This is a genomic window from Labrys sp. Lb11, assembly GCF_057554225.1.
In genome coordinates, this window is the sequence record NZ_BAAJOT010000008.1 from 35030 (window position 1) to 56871 (window position 21842).

Annotated in this window: 16 protein-coding genes; 6 read left to right on the plus strand and 10 right to left on the minus strand. The window is 67.6% G+C overall.

The window, feature by feature from the left end:
* The first annotated feature begins 5 nt into the window (after positions 1–5).
* Positions 6–3137: a multidrug efflux RND transporter permease subunit gene (locus tag AC27L4_RS27195; protein ID WP_487145729.1), complete on the plus strand. Its 3132-nt coding sequence runs from the start codon at positions 6–8 to the stop codon at positions 3135–3137.
* 75 nt (positions 3138–3212) lie between these two features.
* Here the strand turns inward: AC27L4_RS27195 and AC27L4_RS27200 are convergent, their stop codons facing one another.
* Positions 3213–4487, minus strand: a complete 1275-nt coding sequence (locus AC27L4_RS27200) for an arsenic transporter (RefSeq protein WP_487145731.1) — start codon at positions 4485–4487, stop codon at positions 3213–3215.
* A gap of 176 nt (positions 4488–4663) precedes the next feature.
* Here AC27L4_RS27200 and AC27L4_RS27205 point away from each other — a divergent pair, with 176 nt between their 5' ends.
* A complete protein-coding gene (locus AC27L4_RS27205; RefSeq protein ID WP_487145733.1) occupies positions 4664–4960 on the plus strand; it encodes a hypothetical protein in 297 nt (98 codons plus the stop codon).
* Positions 4961–5136: 176 nt separating this feature from the next.
* On the opposite strand, the gene AC27L4_RS27210 is transcribed toward AC27L4_RS27205, so the two are convergent.
* Positions 5137–5646, minus strand: coding sequence for a CreA family protein (locus tag AC27L4_RS27210; protein ID WP_487145734.1), 510 nt, complete (start codon positions 5644–5646; stop codon positions 5137–5139).
* A gap of 115 nt (positions 5647–5761) precedes the next feature.
* Between AC27L4_RS27210 and AC27L4_RS27215 the strand changes: the two genes are divergently transcribed.
* Positions 5762–6841 (plus strand): DUF2865 domain-containing protein, encoded by a 1080-nt coding sequence (locus AC27L4_RS27215; RefSeq protein WP_487145735.1) that lies wholly within the window; start codon positions 5762–5764, stop codon positions 6839–6841.
* 22 nt (positions 6842–6863) lie between these two features.
* Here the strand turns inward: AC27L4_RS27215 and gltX are convergent, their stop codons facing one another.
* Positions 6864–8198 (minus strand): glutamate--tRNA ligase, encoded by a 1335-nt coding sequence (gene gltX, locus AC27L4_RS27220; RefSeq protein ID WP_487145737.1) that lies wholly within the window; start codon positions 8196–8198, stop codon positions 6864–6866.
* Between the two features lie 220 nt (positions 8199–8418).
* On the opposite strand from gltX, the gene AC27L4_RS27225 reads away from it, so the two are divergent.
* Positions 8419–9255, plus strand: coding sequence for a MipA/OmpV family protein (locus AC27L4_RS27225; RefSeq protein WP_487145739.1), 837 nt, complete (start codon positions 8419–8421; stop codon positions 9253–9255).
* Between the two features lie 220 nt (positions 9256–9475).
* Entirely contained in the window at positions 9476–11149 is a 1674-nt protein-coding gene (locus AC27L4_RS27230) for a methyl-accepting chemotaxis protein (protein ID WP_487145741.1), read from the plus strand.
* A 373-nt stretch (positions 11150–11522) separates the two neighbouring features.
* Here the strand turns inward: AC27L4_RS27230 and AC27L4_RS27235 are convergent, their stop codons facing one another.
* The 4 genes from AC27L4_RS27235 to AC27L4_RS27250 form a co-directional block, all read right to left on the minus strand.
* On the minus strand, positions 11523–13259 hold the full coding sequence (locus AC27L4_RS27235) for an NAD+ synthase (RefSeq protein WP_487145742.1): 1737 nt from the start codon (positions 13257–13259) through the stop codon (positions 11523–11525).
* 82 nt (positions 13260–13341) lie between these two features.
* On the minus strand, positions 13342–13689 hold the full coding sequence (locus AC27L4_RS27240; protein WP_487145744.1) for a diacylglycerol kinase: 348 nt from the start codon (positions 13687–13689) through the stop codon (positions 13342–13344).
* Between the two features lie 226 nt (positions 13690–13915).
* Positions 13916–15133: a caspase family protein gene (locus AC27L4_RS27245; RefSeq protein WP_487145746.1), complete on the minus strand. Its 1218-nt coding sequence runs from the start codon at positions 15131–15133 to the stop codon at positions 13916–13918.
* A gap of 518 nt (positions 15134–15651) precedes the next feature.
* Positions 15652–16767: an IS110 family RNA-guided transposase gene (locus AC27L4_RS27250; protein ID WP_487145748.1), complete on the minus strand. Its 1116-nt coding sequence runs from the start codon at positions 16765–16767 to the stop codon at positions 15652–15654.
* A gap of 129 nt (positions 16768–16896) precedes the next feature.
* Here AC27L4_RS27250 and AC27L4_RS27255 point away from each other — a divergent pair.
* Positions 16897–17839, plus strand: a protein-coding gene (locus AC27L4_RS27255) for an IS630 family transposase (RefSeq protein WP_487145749.1) whose coding sequence is annotated in 2 segments (ribosomal slippage) — positions 16897–17232 and positions 17234–17839 — 942 coding nt in all. Because the reading frame shifts where the segments join, the coding sequence is not laid out codon by codon here.
* Between the two features lie 157 nt (positions 17840–17996).
* Here the strand turns inward: AC27L4_RS27255 and AC27L4_RS27260 are convergent.
* The 3 genes from AC27L4_RS27260 to AC27L4_RS27270 are packed head-to-tail and all read right to left on the minus strand — an operon-like array spanning position 17997 to position 21576.
* A complete protein-coding gene (locus AC27L4_RS27260; protein WP_487145750.1) occupies positions 17997–19151 on the minus strand; it encodes an amidohydrolase in 1155 nt (384 codons plus the stop codon).
* A complete protein-coding gene (locus tag AC27L4_RS27265) occupies positions 19148–20368 on the minus strand; it encodes a hydantoinase/carbamoylase family amidase (protein WP_487145751.1) in 1221 nt (406 codons plus the stop codon). The genes AC27L4_RS27260 and AC27L4_RS27265 overlap by 4 nt, the downstream gene beginning before the upstream one ends.
* A complete protein-coding gene (locus AC27L4_RS27270) occupies positions 20365–21576 on the minus strand; it encodes a diaminopropionate ammonia-lyase (protein ID WP_487145752.1) in 1212 nt (403 codons plus the stop codon). Before AC27L4_RS27270 ends, AC27L4_RS27265 begins: the two co-directional genes overlap by 4 nt.
* Between the last annotated feature and the right edge of the window lie 266 nt (positions 21577–21842).

A 21842-nucleotide genomic window follows, 5' to 3' on the forward strand; every position in this document is an offset into this window, starting at 1 on the left:
TCGCCATGCCGAGCTTCTTCATCGACCGGCCCATCTTCGCATGGGTCGTCGCCATCCTCATCATGCTGGCCGGCGTGATCACCATCCCGCTCCTGCCGGTGGCGCAATATCCCAACGTGGCGCCTCCCCAGATCTCGGTGAGCACCAACTATCCCGGCGCCTCGCCGGAGGACATCTACCAGAGCGTCACCCGACCGATCGAGGAGGAGCTGAACGGTATTCCCGGCCTGCTCTATTTCGAATCGACGTCCGAGGCGAACGGCCGCATCGCCCTGACCGTGACCTTCGCGCCCGGCACCGCCATCGGCGAGGCCCAGGTCGAGGTCCAGAACCGGATCCGGCGCGTCGAGCCGCGGCTGCCGCAATCGGTCGTGCAGCAGGGCATGCGCGTCGAGCGGGCCGGCACCGGCTTCCTGATGCTGGTCACCCTGACCTCGACCGACGGCTCGGTCGATGCGGTCGGGCTCGGCGACTATCTCAGCCGCAACGTTCTCGGCGAGATCCGCCGGGTGGACGGCGTCGGCAGCGCCCAGCTCTTCGCCACCCAGCGCTCCATGCGCATCTGGATGGATCCGGAGAAGATGCTGGGCCTCGGCCTGACCTCGGCCGACATCATCGCCGCGGTGCGCGCCCAGAACGCCCAGGTGGCGGCCGGCAGCATCGGCGCCCTGCCCAACCCGCTCACCCAGCAGATCTCGGCGAGCGTCCTGGTCAGGGGCCAGCTCACGTCGCCGGACCAGTTCGGCGCGATCGTGCTGCGAGCGAATCCCGATGGCTCCTCGGTGCGCCTGAGCGACGTCGCCCGCATCGAGGTGGGCGGCGAATCCTACAATTTCTCCACCCGCCTGAACGGGCAGCCCAGCGCCGCCATCGGCGTCCAGCTGTCGCCGACCGGCAATGCGCTGGCAACGTCGCGGGCCGTGCAGGCGAAGATGAAGGAGCTCGCCCGCTTCTTCCCGGCGGGCCTGCATTACGAGATCCCATACGACACCTCGCCCTTCGTCGAGGTCTCGATCGAGAAGGTGCTGCACACGCTGGCCGAGGCCATGGCCCTGGTCTTCGTGGTGATGTTCCTGTTCCTGCAGAACTTCCGCTACACCATCATTCCGACGCTGGTGGTGCCGGTGGCCCTGCTCGGCACCTGCGCGGCCATGTTCGCTGCCGGCTTCTCCATCAACGTCCTCACCATGTTCGCCATGGTGCTGGCGATCGGCATCCTGGTCGACGACGCCATCGTCGTGGTCGAGAACGTCGAGCGGATCATGGCGGTGGAAGGCCTGCCGCCGAAGGAGGCGACGCGCAAGGCGATGGGGCAGATCTCCGGCGCCATCGTCGGCATCACCCTGGTGCTGACGGCGGTGTTCGTGCCGATGGCCTTCTTCCCCGGCGCGGTCGGCATCATCTACCAGCAGTTCAGCCTGACCATGGTCGTCTCGATCCTGTTCTCCGGCTTCCTGGCCCTGTCGCTGACGCCGGCGCTGTGCGCCAGCTTCCTCAAGCCGGTGGCGCACGGCCATCACGAGAAGAGGGGGTTCTTCGGCTGGTTCAACCGCCATTTCGACCGGGCGTCGCGCGGCTACAGCGGCATCGTCGGCGCCATTGTCCGGCGCGCCGGGCGCTTCATGATCGTCTACCTCGCGCTGCTCGCCGGGCTCGGCTGGGCCTATATGCGCCTGCCGTCGGCCTTCCTGCCGAATGAAGACCAGGGCTACCTCTTGGTCGACGTCCAGGCCCCGCCCGAAGCGAGCGCCAACCGCACGCTCGAGGTGATCAAGCAGATCGAGGCCATCTTCAAGGCGGAGCCGGCCGTGGAGCGCGTCGTCGGCATCGCCGGCTACAGCTTCGCCGGCGCCGGCCAGAACGCGGCCCTCGCCTTCGTCACGCTCAAGGACTGGAGCGAGCGCGGCCCCGAGGACTCCGCCGCAGCGATCGCGGCCCGCGCCAACGCCAGGATGGCCGGGATCAAGGACGCCATGACCTTCGCCCTGTCGCCGCCGCCGATCCAGGGCCTGGGCAATTCGAACGGCTTCACCTTCCGCCTGCAGGACCGGGCCGGCCTCGGCCAGGCCGCCCTCGCCGCCGCCCGCGGCCAGATCATGCGCGCGGCCGCCGAAAGCCCGGTGCTGGCCGGGCTGCGCGTCGAGGGGCTGACCGATGCGGCCCAGGTCAACCTGATCATCGACCGCGAAAAGGCCAACACCTTCGGCGTCGCCTTTGCCGACATCAACGAGACGATCTCCGCCAATCTCGGCTCGGCCTATGTCAACGACTTCCCGAATTCCGGGCGCATGCAGCGGGTGACAGTGCAGGCCGACGAGAGCCAGCGCATGCAGACAGCGGACCTGCTGCGGCTCAACGTGCGCAACGCCCGCGGCGGCATGGTGCCGTTCTCCGCCTTCGCCAGCATCGAATGGAGCAAGGGTCCCGCGCAGGTCGTCGGCTATAACGGCTATCCCGCGGTCCGCATCGCCGGGCAGGCCGCTCCCGGCTTCTCCTCGGGCGCGGCGATCGCCGAAATGGAACGGCTGGCGCGCGACCTCCCCCCGGGCTTCGGCTATGAATGGACCGGCCAGTCGCTGCAGGAGATCCAGTCGGGTTCCCAGGCCCCGATGCTGCTCCTGCTCAGCATCGTGCTGGTGTTCCTGTTGCTCGCGGCGCTCTACGAGAGCTGGTCTATCCCCCTCTCCGTCATGCTGGTGGTCCCGCTCGGCGTCATCGGCTCGGTCGCGGCGGTGACGCTGCGCGCCATGCCCAACGACGTCTACTTCATGGTCGGCCTGATCGCGATCATCGGCCTGTCGGCCAAGAACGCCATCCTGATCGTCGAGTTCGCCAAGGATCTGCGGGCCGAGGGCAAGCCACTGCTGGAGGCGACCGTCGAGGCCGCGCATCTGCGGTTCCGGCCGATCCTGATGACCTCGCTCGCCTTCACGCTCGGCGTGGTGCCGCTGGCCATCGCCTCCGGCGCCAGCGCCGCGAGCCAGAATGCGATCGGCACCGGCGTGCTCGGCGGCATGATCTCGGCCACGGTCCTGGCGGTCTTCTTCGTGCCGGCCTTCTTCGTCTTCGTCATGCGTCTGGTCGGCGGCGGGGAGCGGCCCGAGCCTGCGCCAGCCGCGGAGCCAGCGCTCGAATGACGGCGGAAGCACCGCCGGGGCTTCGCATCCGCCGGGTATCGGGGGCTCTCCGCCGGCGGTGTTCGAAAATCCCGCTCAGGGCGAGGCCAGCACGAGCGCGCCGATCGCCAGCAGCAGCGCCGGCGGCATGACGACGAGGCCGAGCTTCAGGAAGGCGAGCGCCCCGACATGCTCGCCCTCCCGGCGCAGCGCCAGCAGCCAGAGGATGGTGGCGAGCGAGCCGGTGACGGAGAGGTTCGGGCCGAGGACGACGCCGATCAGCAGCGCGCCGGTGACCTTGTCCGGCACCTCCGCCGCAGCCGCGACGGAGCCCGCGATCAGCCCGGCCGGCAGGTTGTTGACGAGGTTGCAGGCAAGCGCGGTCAGGATGCCTGCGCCCCAGGCGGCCCGGTCGGCCGATCGGGACGCCGCCTCCCGCAGCATCGCCACCAGCATGTCGATGACGCCGGTCGCCTGCAGGCCCTCGACCAGGACGAACAGCCCGGCCACCAGCGGCAGCACGCTCCAGGAGATGTGCCGAAGCACCGGCCAGGGCGCCTGGCGCGTGCGCAGCATCACCGCCGCCGCGGTCAGCACGCCCGCGGCGAAGGTCGGAACGCCGAGATCGCGGCCCAGGGCCGAGGCCAGGACCAGCACCAGCGCGGTGGCGGCGATGCCCCAGGCGATGAAACGTCCGCCGGGCGACAGCGGCCGGGCGGGAATGTCCTGCGCCAGCGGAGCCCGCAAGGCCCGGTCCTGGGTCAGCCGCAGCGCCAGATAGGTGGCGGCGATCGCCGCCAGCGACGGCAGCCCGAATTGGCGGAGCCAGTCGAGCAGCGGCGGCATGCGAGCCCCGAACACGACCAGGTTGGCCGGATTGGAGATCGGCAGCACGAAGCTCGCGGCATTGGCGATGAAGGCGCAGACGAAGAGGTAGGGCAGCGGCTCGGCCTTGGCGGCGCGGGCCGCAGCATAGACCGCCGGTGTCAGCACCACAGCCGTGGCGTCGTTGGAGAGCAGCACGGTGACGAGCGTGCCGACGGCGTAGACCAGCGCGAACAGCCGCTTGGGCGAGCCTCCCGCGTGCCGGACGGCATGGATCGCCAGCCAGTCGAACAGGCCCTCGGCGCGGGCAAGCTCGGCCAGCAGCATCATGCCGACCAGGAAGAGGTAGACATCCCCGCCCTTGGCGACAGCCGCCAGGGCCGAGGGCAGCGGCAGCAGGCCGAAGCCGACCAGCGCCAGCGCGCCGAGCGCGGCCCAGACCGCTTCGGGCCAGCGCAGCGGGCGGACGACGACGCCGAGCGTCGCCGCGGCGGCGATGGCCCAGACGGCGGTGGCGGCGGGAGGAAGTTCGGCGGGGATGAGCATGCGCGCGATGTTCGAGCACGAGCCCTCGGCAGGGTCAATGCGGCGGTGATGCACACCGGCCACAACGTCCGGCAAAGAAAATGCGCATGGCCTTTACGGATGTTTAAATTCGCACGGCGATGCTACTCGCCGTCCGCTATCGAACGGCCCAGTTCCAGTTCAACCGCGTAAATTCGATGACCCTCCGCAGCCTCGCCACCGCCCTCGCGCTCCTCTCCGCCGGCCCCGCCCTCGCCCAGGACGCCGCCTCCTTCGTAGTCGCCAATGACGACGGCTACGGCGTCGATTCCTGCCTCGATTCGGGCCAGCCCTGCGGCCAGCCGATCGCGAACGCCTGGTGCGTGGCCAACGGCTATGACCACTCGATCAGCTTCCGCCGCCAGACCGCCTCCGACATTACCGGCTCGATCTCGGCGCCCACCCAGGTCGCCGCCGCGGCGCCGCATGCGGTGGTGATCACCTGCGAGAAGTAAGGGCTCGTCCGCAAATCAATGCTTCGTTGCTCCGGGCGCGTCCTCTCGGCCGCCATGGCCGGACTTGATCCGGCCATCGACGCGCGCGCCAAGGACACACGATCGGGTGGCGACGGCCCCTTGCCGCTCCCGCCCAGGTGATTCGCGCGGCCAGCCTGAGACGACATGATCCCGCCTCAGTTCCTCACCCAGTCGGCGCAGCGCGGGCCTTCCTGCGTGCCCCAGGGCATGATCGGCACGGTCGAGGTCGAGTTCTTCGGCGAACCGTCGATCAGCTTGTCAGTGTAGACGACGTAGACCAGCACGTTGCGCTTGGCGTCGCAGCCGCGCACCACCTGCATCTTCTTGAAGAACAGCGAGCGGGACTGGCGATAGACCACGTCGCCCTGCTCGAACTTCTCCTTGATCGTGATCGGGCCGACCTGGCGGCAGGCCAGCGAGATGTCCGACACCTGCTCGGCCACGCCGAACATGCCGGACAGGCCGCCCTTCTCCGGCACGGTGAAGTGGCAGGCCACGCCATTGACGATGGGATCGTCGATGCCGTAGGTCGCCAGCTTGTCGTCCGGCGTCAGGAATTTCCACACCGTCGACTTCTTGAAGATCAGGTCCGGCTCCTCGGCCAGCGCCGGGCCGCCGGCGAACGCCAGAAGCGTGGTGAGGACGAGGCAGGCCTTGCGGATCATCGGGATCTCCTTCGTTCGCAGCCCCATATGGCGAGCCGTCCTCGGCCGCGCCAGCCGTGCCGCGCGACTTCACGATTTGGTCACGATTGAAAGCGAGCCTGCCGCCAGCATGCGGATGACCTTCCTTCCCCTCGCCCTGCTCCTGGCGGTGCTCGCGGGCGCGGCCCAGGCCCAGGACGCCCGCTGCGCCCGGCTCGAGGCACAGCTTCGGGCCATAGACCGGGCCGGCGAAAGGGATCCGGCCCGCGTCGCCCGCTACCAGGATGCGATCGACCGGCAAGTGGAGGAATTGCGGCGCACGCAGGATTATGCAAGCTCGATCGGTTGCGATTCCGGCCTGTTCGGCGCGCCGGCCCAATGCCGCGGGCTCGATGCCAATATCCAGCGCATGCAACGCAATCTGCGGCAGCTCCAGAACCAGTTCAGCCGCCTGTCGGACAATCTCGGCACCCAGCGCGAAGCCGAACGGCAGCGCACGCTCGGCATGCTCGCCAGCCTCGACTGCAACGGCGTGCCCTCCTATGGCCAGCCGGGCGAGGACGAGACGCGCACCGCCGGCATGTTCGAGCAATTGTTCGGCCCGGACGAGATGCAGCCCCCGTCCCTGCCCGAACCGTCCTACGACCAGCAGGCGGCGCTGCCGGAGGAGCAGGCGGCTCCGCTCGGCCCGCTGCCGCGCGGCAACAATCTGCGCACCATCTGCGTGCGCGCCTGCGACGGCTATTTCTTCCCGATCAGCTTCTCGACCAATGCCGGCAGCTTCGCGGCCGACGCCGAGACCTGCCGCCGGCAATGCCCGGGAACCAAGGTGGAGCTCTATGCCTACGACACCTTCTCCCAGCAGGCGGAGGATGCGGTGTCGACGGCCAGCGGAGCCAGGCTGTCGGACATGCCGAACGCCTTCAAGTTCAGGACGAGCTTCGACCAGGCCTGCACCTGCGGCAAGGCCCAGGAGGCCGCCCTGCCCCAGTCCCAGGCCTCCGCCGGCGAGGCGCTGAAGCGGCTCGACGAGGACGCGCTGCCGAAAAAGCCGGGCGCGACCGCAAAGCCCGGGCTCGACGTGGTCGGGCGGCCGCGCACGGCGACGGTCGAGAGCTTGCCGACGACCGAAGGCACGGCGATCGAGACCACCAATCCCGACGGCAGCAAGAAACGCGTCCGGGTGATCACACCGGGACTGATGCCGGCGCAATAGCGCCGGCGCCGAGCGCCTGATGCTATGCCGCGGCGGCGAGCCGCGCCAGCGCCTGCTCCCGTCCGATCAGCGGCAGCAGGGCCTTGAGCTCGGGCCCATGCTCCCGCCCGGTGAGCGCCAGCCGCAGCGGCATGAACAGGGCCTTGCCCTTGAGGGCGGTGGCGGCCTTCACCGCCTCGACCCAGCCGCCCCAGGTCGCCTCGTCCCAGGGCTCGGGCGGCAGCAGGCCGGCCGCCGTGGCGGCGAAGGCGGGGTCCGAGATCACCGCGGTCACCGGTCCGGTCACGACCTTCCACCAGATCGCGGCGTCGGCGAGGCGCACCACATTGCCGCGGACGGCGGTCCAGAATGCCTCGCCGCCGCCGATGCCCAGGGCCGCCAGCCGGTCGGCGACGGCGGCGTAGGCGGTCTCGTGCAGCAACCGTGCGTTGAGCGCCTGGAGATCATCTGGCTCGAAGCGCGCCGGCGCGCGCGAGATGCGCGCAAGGTCGACCAGCTCGGCCAGGGCTTCCAGGCTCGCCACCGGCCGGACGGCTTCGGCGGTGCCGGTGAGCACGGCCAGGCTCGCCACCGCCATCGGCTCCAGGCCCTCGTCGCGCAGCGAGCCGATCGACAGGGCGCCGGTGCGCTTCGACAGCCCCTCCCCGCTCGCCGTGGTCAGCAGGTTGTGATGCGCGAAGGCCGGAGCGGCCGCGCCCAGCGCCTCGAAGATCTGGATCTGGACGGCAGTGTTGGTGACGTGGTCCTCGCCGCGGACGACGAGGGTGACGCCGAGGTCGATGTCGTCGACGACGGAGCTGAGCGTGTAGAGATAGCCGCCGTCCTCGCGCACCAGCACGGGATCGGAGAGCGAGGCGGCCTCGATATGGGCATGGCCGCGCACGCGGTCCTCCCACGCGACGGTGCGGTGCTCGAGCAGGAAGCGCCAATGCGGGCGCCGGCCCTCCATCTCGAAGGCGATCTTCTGCGCGTCGGTCAGCTTGAGGGCGGCCCGATCGTAGACCGGGGGCAGGCCGCGCGCCATCTGGCGCTTTCGCCGCCGATCCAGTTCGTCCTCGGTCTCGTAGCAGGGATAGAGCCGGCCCGAGGCCTGCAGCGTCTCGACTGCGTCGTCGTAGAGGGCCAGACGATCGGACTGGCGTACCGTCAGGTCGGGCGCGAGGCCGAGCCAGGCGAGGTCGACCGCGATGGCTTCGGCATATTCGGCCTTGGAGCGTTCGCGGTCGGTATCGTCGTAGCGCAGGATGAAGCGGCCGCCCTGGCGCTTGGCGACGCACCAGTTCAGCAAGGCCGTACGGGCATTGCCGATATGGATACGGCCGGTGGGCGACGGAGCGAAGCGGACGACGGGAGTCATGCGGCCTTGAACACCTGTGCGAGGGCGGGGACGAAGCCTGACATATAGCAAACCGTGGCCCTGTCGAGCCACCCGGCCGCGGCGGCGCCTTGTCCGGCCGCAACGCGCCGGCCCGGAAGTCATGGAAAATTTGATGCAATCCTCATGTGCCTCTTCATGATTTGTTTGCCTTGCTCGGCCAGGGTTTTGATCAAATTCAGTCCCGCGTATCAGAGTCTCCATGATCCAGCGCCGCTCCCGCATCATTCTCGCCGCCGTCATCTCCGCGACTTTTCTTCCCCTCCAGGCAGCCGGAGCCGAGGAAACGGCACGGCAGCAATCCGACTTCTGGAGCTGGTTCTCCGGCGACTGGTCGCTCAGCCTCGGCGCCGCGGGCTTCGTCGCGCCGAGCTATGAGGGCGCCAGCGACATGGCGCTGAGCGGCATGCCGCTGATCTCGCTGAACCGGGCCGGCGCGACGACGCGCTTTTCCTCGCGCAACGACAATGCCTCGTTCGGCCTGTTCGACGTCGGCACGTTCCGGATCGGCCCGACCGGCAAACTGCTGCTGCCGCGCGACGACGGCACTTCAAGCGACCTTCGCGGCCTCGATTCCGTGCCGTGGGGCGTCGAGGTCGGCGCCTTCGCCGAGTATTATCCGACCGATTGGCTGCGCGTGCGCGGCGAGGTGCGGCAGGGCTTCCACGCCCATCACGGCGTGGTGGCGGATCTGGCGGCCGACCTCTTCACCGACCTGACGCCGGTGCTGCGCCTGTCCGGCGGCCCACGCGTGTCGCTGGCCTCGGCCAGCTATTTCGAGGCGTATTACGGCGTCAATCTCCGCGAGTCCGTCGCCTCCGGCCTCGCGCCCTATTCGCCCGGCGGCGGCTTCAAGTCGGTCGGCGCCGGCGGCGCCCTGACCTGGCAGGCGACCGACAAGATCACCACCAGCGCGTTCAGCGAATATTCGCGCCTGGTCGGCCCGGCCGCCGATTCCAGCCTGGTCAAGCAGAGGGGCTCGGTCAACCAGCTTCTGATCGGCATTTCGGCGACCTACCGCTTCGATTTCACGCTGTAGGCTTGCGCGCCGCCCCCCGCGCGCCGGGCACCGCCCGGCGCCTGAACCGCCGGAAGACACGACCAGGACGAGATCAACCACAAACGCCCTATCCTTGGTTGCATCAATATTGGTCGGAAAATCTCAGTCCTTCCGCGAACAACTCGGAGAGACATCGATACAACGTGTTATTAACCGTCTCCCTTCATATCTGTCGTTGCATTGCCGAAGGGGCGAGTTCATGCACAAGTTCGGAATCAGCACGAAGATCCTCGGGCTCCTGCTCGTCGGCAACATCCTGCTGGCCTTGGTCAGCCTTTACCAGACCCGCCAAATCCGCTCCATCGATGACCTCTACAGCAACCTTATCGGCATAGACGGCGAAAACCTGCAGCGGATCGATGAGATCGTCGCGAGCAGCGACCAGATCGGCTACAAGCTCTTCGAAATGATCGCGCTGTCCGCGGCCGACGACGTCAAGCGGACGGATGCCGAGCTCGCGGCGACCCTCGCCGATACGGACAAGCTTGTCGCGCGGCTCGCCGGCACGCTCCCGGCCGAGCGGCAGGGCGACGTCTCGATGCTGAAGCAGCAATTTGCCGATGTCTTCGCCACGAGCGAGCCCGTCCGCAAGGCTGCCCTCGCCGACGACAATGCGACGGCCCTGCGGGAGGCGGAAGCGGGCTTCGCACCCAGGCTGAGGAGCTTCGACGCCACGGCCAACACGCTGCGCACGTGGATCAAGGGCCGCCTCGACCGGCAGAACGCCGCGGCCACCGAGATCACCGACACCACCGTAACCACGGCCTACGGCGTCCTGGGCGGGGTCTTCGTGCTGTCGCTGCTGGTGGGCTGGTTCGCCAGCCGAGCCCAGATCATCAGGCCGATGGCCGGCCTGACCGCGGCGATGGCCGCGGTGGCGCGCGGCGACACCGGCGTCGAGATCCCCGGCACCACGCGCGGCGACGAGCTCGGCAGCATGGCCCGCGCCTTCGAGGAGAACGCCGCGCGCATCGCGCGCCTGGCCGAGCAGGACAAGGAGCGAGAGGCGGCCGCGATCGCCGGGCGGCGCAGGGCGATGACCGACATGGCCGACGACTTCGAGCGGACCGTCGGCGGCATCGTGCGGTCCGTCTCCTCCGCCTCGCAGCAGCTGGAGGAGGCGGCGCAGACGCTGTCCTCGACCGCCGAGGAGACCTCGAACCAGTCGGCCGTGGTCTCGGAGGCCGCCACCGAGGCCTCCGCCAATGTCGAGACCGTGGCCGCCGCCGCCGAGGAGCTCTCCGCCTCGATCAGCGAGATCAGCCGCCAGGTCACCGAATCCGCGGAGGTGACCGACAATGTCGTGCGCACCACCGAGGTCACCGCCGCCAAGGTGCGCGACCTCACCGGAGCAGCCCAGAAGATCGGCGCCGTGGTCGACCTGATCAACAACATCGCCGGCCAGACCAACCTGCTCGCGCTCAATGCCACCATCGAGGCGGCGCGGGCCGGCGATGCCGGCCGGGGCTTCGCGGTCGTCGCCAGCGAGGTCAAGCAGCTCGCCGACCAGACCGCCCGGGCGACCTCGGAAATCGCCGCCCAGATCAGCGCCATCCAGAGCTCGACGCAGGAATCCGCGTCGGCGATCGTCGGCGTCAGCGACGCCATCGGCCGGCTCAACCAGATCGGCGGCTCGATCGCGGCCGCCGTCTCCCAGCAGAGCAGCGCCACCCAGGAAATCGCCCGCAACGTGCAGCAGGCGGCGATGGGCACCGGCGCGGTGTCCTCGAACATCAGCGGCGTCACCGAGGCCTCGGCCTCGGCTTCTGCGGCATCGGCGCAGGTGCTGTCCTCGGCCCGCGACCTCACCGGCCAGGCCCAGCAGCTCCAGGCCAAGGTGGCGCAATTCCTCGCCACGGTGCGCGCGGCGTAGCGCGAGGCCCCGCCCTCTCCCAGCCCTTTCCGACCGGGCGAGCCGCAAGGTTCGCCCGGTCCTCGTTCGGAAGACGCGGAAGCGCCTCAGCGCGGAGCGATCGGCCGCCAGGGATGCACCAGCGCCTGCCGGACGATGTCCCAGCACCAGGCATGGCCCCTGGAAGGGCTGGTCATGGGCGCGGTCGATGGCGACGCCGAGGCGCCGGCACAGGGCGAGCGTGCCGGAATCCAGGAAGGCGCCCATCCGCGCCCGGCCTGCCTCCGACAGGCGCCGGCGCGGCACCGGCAGGGCCGGATCGGCCACGACCTCGGGATGGCCGACGAACCCGAGCTTCATGAGGGGGGCGCTCGGAAGGCGGCCCCCTCCTCCGTCAGAAATCGACGACGTCGGCCGTGCTCCGTCCCGTCACGCGGTAGAGCGCGGGATCGGGCCGGAACCGCGCCCCGTTGCCGTCGCGGAACCGGTTGGTGATGGGGTAGCGGCGGTCGCGGCCGAAATTCTTCTCCGTCACCTTGACGCCCGGCGCCGCCTGGCGGCGCTTGTACTCGGCGAGGTAGAGCAGCCGCTCGACCTTCCTCACCGTGGCCTCGTCATGGCCGCGGGCGATGATGTCGGCGACCCGCATCTCCTGCTCGACCAGACCGCGCAGGATGTCGTCGAGCACGTCATAGGGCGGGAGCGAATCCTGATCCTTCTGGTTCTCGCGCAGCTCGGCGGTCGGCGCCTTGGTCAGGATGTTCTCGGGGATGACGACGCCGTCCGGCCCCTTGGCCCCAGCCGGCTTCCAGCGGTTGCGCAGGGCCGAGATGCGGTAGACCTCGGTCTTGTAGAGGTCCTTGATCGGGTTGTAGCCGCCGTTCATGTCGCCGTAGAGCGTGCAATAGCCGACCGACATCTCCGACTTGTTGCCGGTGGTCAGCACCAGCGCCCCGAACTTGTTGGAGATCGACATCACGATGGTGCCGCGGATGCGGCTCTGCATGTTCTCCTCGGTGACGTCGCGCGGCCGGCCCTCGAACATCGGGGCGAGCGCGGCTTCCAGGGCCAGCACCGGGCTCTCGATCGGCACCACGTCGTAGCGGCAGCCGAGCGCGGCGGCGCAGTCCCGCGCGTCCTTCAGGCTGTCGGCCGAGGTGTAGCGGAAGGGCAGCATGACGCAGTGCACGCGCTCGGGCCCGAGCGCGTCGACCGCCATGGCCGCGACCAAGGCCGAATCGATGCCGCCGGAGAGGCCGAGCACGACGCCCGGGAAGCGGTTCTTCTCCACATAGTCGCGCAGACCGAGCACGCAGGCGGCATAGTCGGCCGCGTCGCTTTCCTCGATCTCGGCGATCGGCCCGCGATCGCAGCCCCAGCCGCGCGGCCCGCGCCGCCACACCGTGGTGACCACCGCCTCCTGGAAGGCGGGAAGCTGCACCGCCAGCGTCCGGTCGGCGTTGAGGGCGAAGGAGGCGCCGTCGAAGATCACCTCGTCCTGGCCGCCGACCTCGTTGGCGTAGAGCAGCGGCAGGCCGGATTCGGTGATGCGGGCGACGGCGACGTTGAGGCGCACGTCCGACTTGTCGCGATGATAGGGCGAGCCGTTCGGCACCAGCAGGAGCTCGGCGCCGGTCTCGAGCAGGCACTCGACCACGTCGCCGCCCCAGATGTCCTCGCAGATCGGCACGCCGATGCGCACGCCGCGGAAGGCGATCGGGCCCGGCATCGGCCCGGGCTGGAACACGCGCTTCTCGTCGAACACGCCGTAGTTCGGCAGGTCGACCTTGAAGCGGACCGCGGCGACGAGGCCTTCGTCGAGCAGCGCCACCGCATTGTGCAACTGGCCGGCCTCGGCCCAGGGCAGGCCGATCAGCACGGCCGGGCCGCCGTCCCCGGTCTCGCGGGCGAAGGCCTCCAGCGCGGCGCGGCAGGCGTCCTGGTAGGCGGGCTTGAGCACCAGGTCCTCCGGCAGGTAGCCGGACAGGAACAGCTCGGTGAACAGGACGAGGTCGGCCCCCTGCCGCCTCGCCTCGGCGCGGGCGGCGCGCGCCTTGTCGAGGTTGCCGGCGATGTCGCCGAGCGTCGGCTTCAGCTGGGCGACGGCGATGCGGAGGATGTCGGTGCTCATGATCGACTTATGCTCACAATGAATATAAGCGCAGGCGAGATATAGGCCAGCCGCGGCGGCTCGGCAACAGGCGATTGCCGCCTCATGCGAAGCGCTCCCACAGCACCACGGCCCAGACCAGCCCCGACAGGACGATCAGCATGAACACGGCGGCACTGCCGAGATCCTTCACCACCTTGATGTGGGGGTGCATGTCCGGCCGCACATGGTCGGCGAGCTTCTCGATGGCGGTGTTGAGGAACTCGACGGAGAGCAGGACCAGCAGCACGCCGATCAGGGCGAGGCGCTTCCAGGCATCGTCCGTGATCAGGAACGCCACCGGCAGCGCCACCGCGAGCACGATCGTCTCCTGCCGCACGGCCTGCTCGGTGCGGATGGCGTGCGACCAGCCGGCCCATGAGTGGAAGAAGGCCCTGATGATCCGTCCCATGGCGCCGCTCCGATCCAGCTTCGCGTGTAGCCGGGCGGAGGCGCGGGGGCAAACGCAATCCGGGGGACAAGGCTTTCGGAGGCGGGGGGATGGGCTCCAAGCTGGGAAATAAGTGCAACGGGATCGGACTATCAGATTGCCCGCCTCCCCCTGACATCGCCATCATAGCAATATCAGGGCTCGCGCCGCAGGCACCAACCCGCGGCCTTCGTCGTTTGCGTACGACTCATCCACTTGCCGGAGGCTTGGAAATGAGCTTGGCAGGACTGTAGAAATATACGACGACGAAAATCGCCAGCGCCCCGCCGGCCTTCAGCAGATCCGGTATCTGAACCTCGAGAAATCCAGTCAATAGCGTTCCAACAGAGGCGGTCGACAATGCCAGAATGATTCTCGACACTGTATATTGAAATTCAGTCGGATTAGGAAAAGCAAAGGCAAGAACAAGAATGACGATTACAAACAACACTCCAAAAGCAAAAATAACAACTATTTTCCAGTCTGCTTGGGGCACAACTACCTGATCGGCCGATCTCGTCGCAGCCGGCACCGTGGGTGCGTTTGTTTGCGAAAAGGTAACGGGCGCTGGCGGCGGAGTGGACGGCAGCGTTTGGTGAAAGAAAAATGGCTGACTTAGCGAAGAATTCTGCCAGGGGATCTGTGCGTATTCTGCTCCAGCCTGAACCTTTGAGATGACACTTGAAAAAACGTCGAATATTGACCCGGTATTACCGTTCAACTCCTCGATCAAGGCGCGTGTAAACAGGCCACCATTCCCGTCGTTGTCATCGATGGCAAACCCACCCGCTGCCGTTGCATAGCCGATGAATGTATTCGTGAATTTGATTTTCTTCCTTTTCGCATCGCTGCCATCCGCTGGCGTCGACCCCAAGGCCGTGCGGCAAACATCAGCGAAAACGATTTTAGGAATCGAATTGTAATTCGTCAATTTTTCGAGAACATCTTGAAGAACAACTGTATTGTCAGATAAATTCTTGCCAACACTATCCACCGGAAAATCAATTGGCATGAAATAATTCAAACCACCATTCTCAGCGCCATGTCCAGAGAAATAGATAAGTATTGCCGACGGCCTGTCGAGAGATGCAATAAAATCTTCCACTATACCATCCGCCTGAGCCTTACTTGTATTCATCGCAACAGTCACAATAAAACCAAGTTTTGACAGTGTGGTTGAAATTTCCTTTAAATCAGCTTTCGCCCCCTTAAGTTTTTCGACATACTCGTATTCCCAATTACCCAATACTAATGCGTATCGGAATGACGTTTTGTTCGAATCAACTTGATATGATTTATCTACATATATTCCGGCAACTGCGCTGAAAATCAATGACAAAGACATTGAGGCAGCGACAACGCACACCAACAGGTACGCACAGAGCAGGCTCCTATATGCATCTCCATGTGTTCGCACGCTGGGCATGGCTTGCCTCCCGCTTCGAACGCTCTCCTGGCCGTCGCGACAGAAGATCCGGAGGCATCGCTACTACCAATGAGACACTGCGCTCACGCCACCCGTTTCCCCTAGGGCACAGAGAAACTTGTGATCCCGCCGTGACCAGCCGTCAAGTGATTTAGAGCGTGCTGCGGTTTATCAGAATCTGGCTGTGCAAATCATGGGGGCGTGATTCTCATGTCCATTTTCAAGAGGCTTTGGCAAGCAGATCTGTTCCGCGGCAGCGGCCTATTCAGTTTGTCCTGCGCATAGCCGGAGGCGAAGGCTTCGAGACGACGGTTGATCAGACTCTGATGCGCGGGTTGGCTACCGCAAGACCGCGTTTTCGTCTCGGGCCTGCCTCTGTCTCAAGCCGGGCGTCGACCTTTCGATCGGCCACAGAATCACAGCGAGGATTGCCCTACCGTGCCTCCGCCTCCGGCGATGAGCAGATGTTCAACGACGGATTTCGACAGTTCTCCCTCTTTTCGGCAGCCTGTCTTCTTTCAGGCGGCGGTGATGGCGGGATTTGTCGCAATGGCCCAAACAAATGCGGCGAGTTCGCGCGCGATGGCGACGCAGACGACATTGATCGGCTTTCCAGCCTTCGCAAGTCGACGATATCTCGCGCACAGCCGCACCTGCGCCTTCCAGGCGATTTCCTTGACAGACTGCGGCAGGAATTCGTTGCGCTCCAAAATCGCGAGTCCGACGCGCGCCGGTGAGCGATATGTCCAGGCGCCTTCGACGAGCATGCGCCGCCCGCGCGTGTTGCCCGCCTTCGTTATGCCGCCACGCGCCGTCTTGGCGCCGGACGACCGCTCGCTTGGGCACAGCCCGAGATAAGCCATGAGTTGCCTCGGGTTGGAGAAGCGGCGGAAGTCGCCGATTTCGGCGACCAAAGTCATCGCCGAAATCGCGGCGATGCCGCGCAAGGCTTGAATGGCCGCGACGACCTTCGCAAGCGACCAGGAGGGCAGAAGCTCCTGCATCTGCTTGGCCAGCCGGTCGCGTCGCGCCAGCGCCTCCTCCATTGCCTGTACAAGCTCCTCGAATGCGATCTGCCGCGCGGGATGATCAAACCGCTGGCCAGCAAGCCATTTGCGATATTTGCCGCTCCAATGTTTGCCGTCTGAATAGACCCGATCGTGCCGCAGAAGAAAGCCGGTCACCTGTTGGCGTGCTCGCCGCAAGGTCTCCACCGCCGCCTGCCTGGCGCGGCATAGGTCACGCATGGCTTCGTGCGCCTCGTCGGGAACCCAGACCGGTGTCAATTCGCCCGACCGGAACAGCGAGGCCTGGGTCACCGCATCGCGGCGATCCGTCTTCACCCGGTCGCCGGGCCGAGTGGGCACCAGCGACGGCGCCACCACCACGCATTCGTGGCCGAGCGCGACGATCTGCCGATAGAGCCCGTAGCCGCAAGGCCCGGCCTCATAGCAGAACGCCAATTGAGCGTGCTTCTTCGAGAGCCACTCCACCAGCTTGGCGACCGCCTCCGGACGGCTCGTGATCTCGCCCAGGAACCGTGTTTCGCCTCGCCGCCCACCTTCGGCGATCGCCACCGAAATCGTCCGCTTGTGCGTATCCATCGCCACGAAAGTCGTTGTATTTTGGTCCATGGCCCGTTCCCCATGCATGAGGCTCTGACCGAAAAGCCGGTCAACCCTCGTTGTTGCATGCCGCGGAACGGGCCGCCCAAATGGACATAGCGTCTCAAGATTGGGGCGGGGGCTGCGAGGCCCGCCAGGATGACGCGACCTTATTCTGTGGATCTGCGTGAGCGGGCTGTGGCCCGGGCCGAGGCCGGCGAGACGATCCGTGCGATTGCGGTGACGCTGGAGATCAGCCCGTCCTGCGTGTCGAAGTGGAAGAGGCTCAAGGCCGAGACGGGCTCGCTGACACCGGGCCAGATCGGCGGGCACAAGAAGCCGACCTTGTCCGGCGCCCATGCGGAATGGCTGCGCGAGCGATGCCGGTCCGGGCCGTTCACCACGCGCGGCTTGGCGGCGGAGCTGGCCGAGCGCGGCATCAAGACCGACCGGCGGGCGGTCTGGGTGTTTCTGCACGCCGAGGACCTGAGCTTTAAAAAAAACCGTGCTGGCGAGCGAGCAGGAGCGGCCGGACATCGCGCGGAAGCGAAAACGCTGGCGGGCTCATCAGGGCCACGTTGATCCAGGCCGGCTGGTCTTCATCGACGAGACCTGGGTCAAGACCAACATGGCGCCGCTCTATGGCTGGGGGCCGCGAGGCCAGCGCCTGGTGGCGCGCGTGCCCCAGGGCCACTGGAAGACCCTGACCTTCATCGCCGCCCTTCGCGCCGACCGGGTCGACGCGCCCTGGGTGATCGACGGGCCGATCAACGGCGAACTCTTCACTCTCTATGCCGACAAGGTGCTGGCGCCCACCCTGGCCAAGGGCGACATCGTCATCCTCGACAATCTCGGCAGCCACAAGGGCCAGGCGGCAAGGCAGGCCATTCGCGCCGCCGGGGCGCACCTGCTCTTCCTGCCGGCCTACAGCCCCGACCTCAACCCGATCGAGCAGCTGTTCGCCAAGCTCAAGCATCTGGTGCGCCAAGCCCAGCCCCGCTCGGTCGAGACGACATGGCGAAAGCTCGGCGAACTCATCGACCTCTTCTCGCCGGCCGAGTGTGCCAATTTCCTCAGGAATTCGGGCTATGCTTCCATTTGATCACAGCACGCTCTAGCTGCGGGTAACGAATGGAAGTTCCTGGATTTCGTTCTCACCAGTCTTGTGGCTCCGTGACGGGAGCGTCTGTCCGTCGGAGGGAGGCCGGGCCGCCGCCGTGGCCCAGCCTTGTCAGTATCCGGACTCTCACAATCCCCTTCTAAGACTTCCCTTCAGGCAGCCTGCGTCGTGCAATGGCGGCGTGGATCCGCGCACCGTGGAGCAAGGCCGCGTCGTTGAAGTCATAGCCGGGATGGTGCAGCGGCGGACAGGCCTCGCCATTGCCGATGAAGCCGAAGCAGCCGGGCACGATCGCCTGGAACCGGGCGAAGTCCTCCGAGGCCGTCATCGGTTCGGCGCGCTGGGCCGCGGCCGTCGAAACGGGGCCGGCCGCGGCCGTCATCGCGGCAGCGAGCGTCGGATCGTTGAGGGTCGGCACGAATTCGCGCCGGTAGTCCACCGTGACCTCGACCTCGTGTCCGGCCGCGATGCCCCTGGCGATCCGGCGCATCTCGTCCTCGATGCGGGCGGAGACCGCGGGCTCGAAGCTGCGGCAGTCGCCGAGGACGCGCGCCGTGCTGGGCAGGGCGTTGCGGGTGCCGTCCGTCAAGAGCTCGGTCACGGAGACGACCGCGATATCGGCGGGGTTGAGGCGGCGCGCGACGATGGTCTGCAGTTCCAGGACCAGAGCGCAGGCGGGAACCATGACCTCGCGTCCCCAATCCGGACGCGAGGCGTGGCCGCCCTTGCCGCGCAAGGTGATCTCGAAAATGTCCTCGGCCGACATGATCGGGCCGGGCCGCGTCTCGAAATGGCCGACCGGCAATCCGGGCAGGTTGTGCAGGCCGTAGATCTCGTCGAACGGGAAGCGCTCGATCAGCCCGTCGCGGAGCATGGCGAGGGCGCCCTGCCCCCATTCCTCGGCCGGCTGGAAGATGAAGCGCGCGGTGCCGTCGAAGCCGCCCTCCTCCGCGAGGATGCGGGCCGCGCCCAGCAGCATGGCTGTGTGCCCGTCATGGCCGCAGGCATGCATCAGGCCGGTTGCGGTCGAGGCCCATCCGGTCCCGGTCGCCTCGGTGATGCGCAGGGCATCCATGTCGGCGCGCAGCGCGATCGCCCGATTGGAGGTGCCGCGACTGAGCGTGCCGACCACCCCCGTGCCGCCGATGCCCTCGGCCACGTCGATGCCGAATTGGCGCAGGGTCCCGGCAACGAAGGCCGCGGTGCGGCGCTCCTCGAACCCGAATTCGGGATGCCGATGCAGATCGTGCCGCCATTCGGTCATCTCGGCCTGGAGAGCGGCGAGATCGGTCATCGGCTGAGCATCCTGACCACGTCGAGCAGCACGTTCGCACCGGCGAGCAGGTCGGCGTCCGCGGTGAATTCCGCCGGATTATGGCTGATCCCGCCTTTCGACGGCACGAAGATCATCGCCGCGGGCGCGACGCGGGCGATCATCTGCGCATCGTGGCCGGCGCCGGAGGTCATGCGGCGGCAGGACAGTTGCCGCTCGGCGGCGGACGCTTCGATGGCGGCGACGATGCCGGGATCGAAGGCGACCGGCTCGAAGCGTGCGAGGCGCTCGGTCTCGACCTCGAAGCCTTCGCCGCGCAGCTCCTGCAGGACTTGCACCAGCGCCGCCTCCTGGCCCTGGAGCCGGCCCTCGTCGGGGTTGCGCAGGTCCACGGTGAAGATCGCGGTCGAGGGAATGACATTGATGGCGTTCGGCTCGAACCGCATCGTGCCCACGGTCGCGACGGCCCCCTCGGTGTCGCGGGCCATCCGGTCGAGGAAGGCCACGACGCGGGCGGCCGCCACGCCGGCGTCGCGGCGCAGGGCCATCGGGGTGGTGCCGGCATGGTTGGCCGTGCCCCCGATCGTCACCCTCTGCCAGGAAATGCCCTGGAGGCTCTCGACCGCTCCGATGGACCGGCCCTCGGCCTCCAGCACCGGCCCCTGCTCGACATGCAGTTCCACATAGGCGTGCGGCTTCAGGAAGCCCGGCTCCCGCGATCCGGCATAGCCGATCCGCTCGAGCTCGGCGCCGAGCGTCGTGCCGTCCGTGCCGATGCTGGCCAGCGCCGCGTCGGTCGGAAGGCCCCCGGCCGCGACCAGGCTGCCCATCATGTCCGGCGCGTAGCGCACGCCTTCCTCGTTCGTGTAGGCGACCACGGCGATGGGGCGCCGCGGCCGCAGGCCGGCCTGCTGCATAGCTTCGATCACGGCAAGGCCGGACAGCACGCCATAGCAGCCGTCGTAGATGCCGGCGTCGATCACCGTATCGATATGCGATCCGACGACGACCGGGTCGCCCGAAGCGCCCTCGGGCTGCCACAGGCCGTGGATGTTGCCGATGCGGTCGACCTCGATCGCGAGGCCGGCCTGCTTCAGCCAGCCGCAGAGCAGATCCCGGCCCGCGCGGTCGGCGTCGGTGGCGGCCAGTCGGCTAAGCCGGCCGGCCCCGTCCCGCCCGGTCGCCCCCAGGTCCTGCAGGCGCCCGATGAGACGCGCGGCGTCGATGGCGACGCTCATGCCGCCTCTCCCGCCAGGACGGCCGCGGGGCTGCGCCCGACGATCCGCTCGTAGAGGGCGGGGTCGGTCGCGCCCTCGGTGTTGATGACCAGCACCCAGGCTTCCGGCCCGAGCCCGATCCGCGCCGCAAGCGCCGGATCGCGCAGCACGGTGACGACACCGGCCAGGCCCGCGCCGCCGCTTTCGCCGGCGACCACGGCCGGATCGCCCGCAACGGGCGAGGCCAGCTGCCGCATCACCTCGGGCGCGACCTCCTCGTCCACGGTCATGAAGCCGTCGGCCACCCGCTCGAGGACGCGGAAGGCGACCAGCGACGGCTCGTGGCATTCCAGCATGGCCATGACGGTCGGCTGCGTCTCGTCGACCTTGACCGGCCGGCCCTGGCGGGCGCTCTCGTGGAGGCAGGCGGCGCGGGCGGGCTCCACGACGGTGACATGCGGGCGTCCCTGCCCCAGCACGACGGCCAGGTGCCCGGCAACGGCGGCGGCGAAGCCGCCGACACCCGCCTGCAGGAACACATGGGTGGGTGGCGCGGACAGTTCCGCGAGGAACTCCCGCACCATGGCCGTGTAGCCCTGCGAGACGAGGCCGGGAATATATTCATAGCCCAGCCAGGAGGTGTCGGACAGGACCGTCCAGCCCTTCTCGGCCGCAACCCGCGCGGCTTCCTGGACCGAGACATCATAGCCGCCCTTGACGCGCACCATCTCGGCGCCGAACCGGGCGATCGCGCCGATGCGCGCTTCGCTGACGCCGGCATGGACGAAGATCACCGCCCGCGCGCCCATCAGCTCGGCGCCCTGCGCGACCGAGCGGCCGTGATTGCCGTCCGTGGCGCAGGCGAAGGTCATGGTCGCGGCGATGGCGCGCACCTCCTCCGACATCAGTTCGTCCACCGCCACCGGGCGGCCGAGACGGCGTGATGCCTCCTCCCGCACCAGGATCATCAGCGCATAGGCGCCGCCCAGCGCCTTGAAGCTGCCGAGGCCGAGACGAAAGCCCTCGTCCTTGAGATGCAGCGCGCCGATGCCGAGCTTCGCCGCCAGCCCCGGCAGGGCATGGAGCGGCGTCGCGGCGCTGTTGTCGCGGAGCGCGAGCACCTCGGCGACACGGGCCGCGGCGGCAGGGCCGAGCGTCTCGGCATCCCGCGGATCCAGCGGCCGGCCGTGGCAGGGGAGGCTGTTCGTCAGGTAAGGGGTGCCCGTCATGATCGGCGGCGGCTCCGGTTTCAGCACGCGGAAATTCTATTGCGACCGACGCGATACATGCGCTCGATTTTGATGCCCGTCGTGCAATTTTGCTTCATTTTGCGGGCATACATGGAGGCTGAGGATCCATCGACGAATAAATGCTTCGGCTCGTCATGGCCGAACTTGATCCCATAGGCGCTAAGGTAAGCGCGGGAGCGGGATGGATTGGAGCTTTCGGCGTCGCGGTGGCTGGCAGAGCTGACGCCATCGTCGTTGGAGGGCCT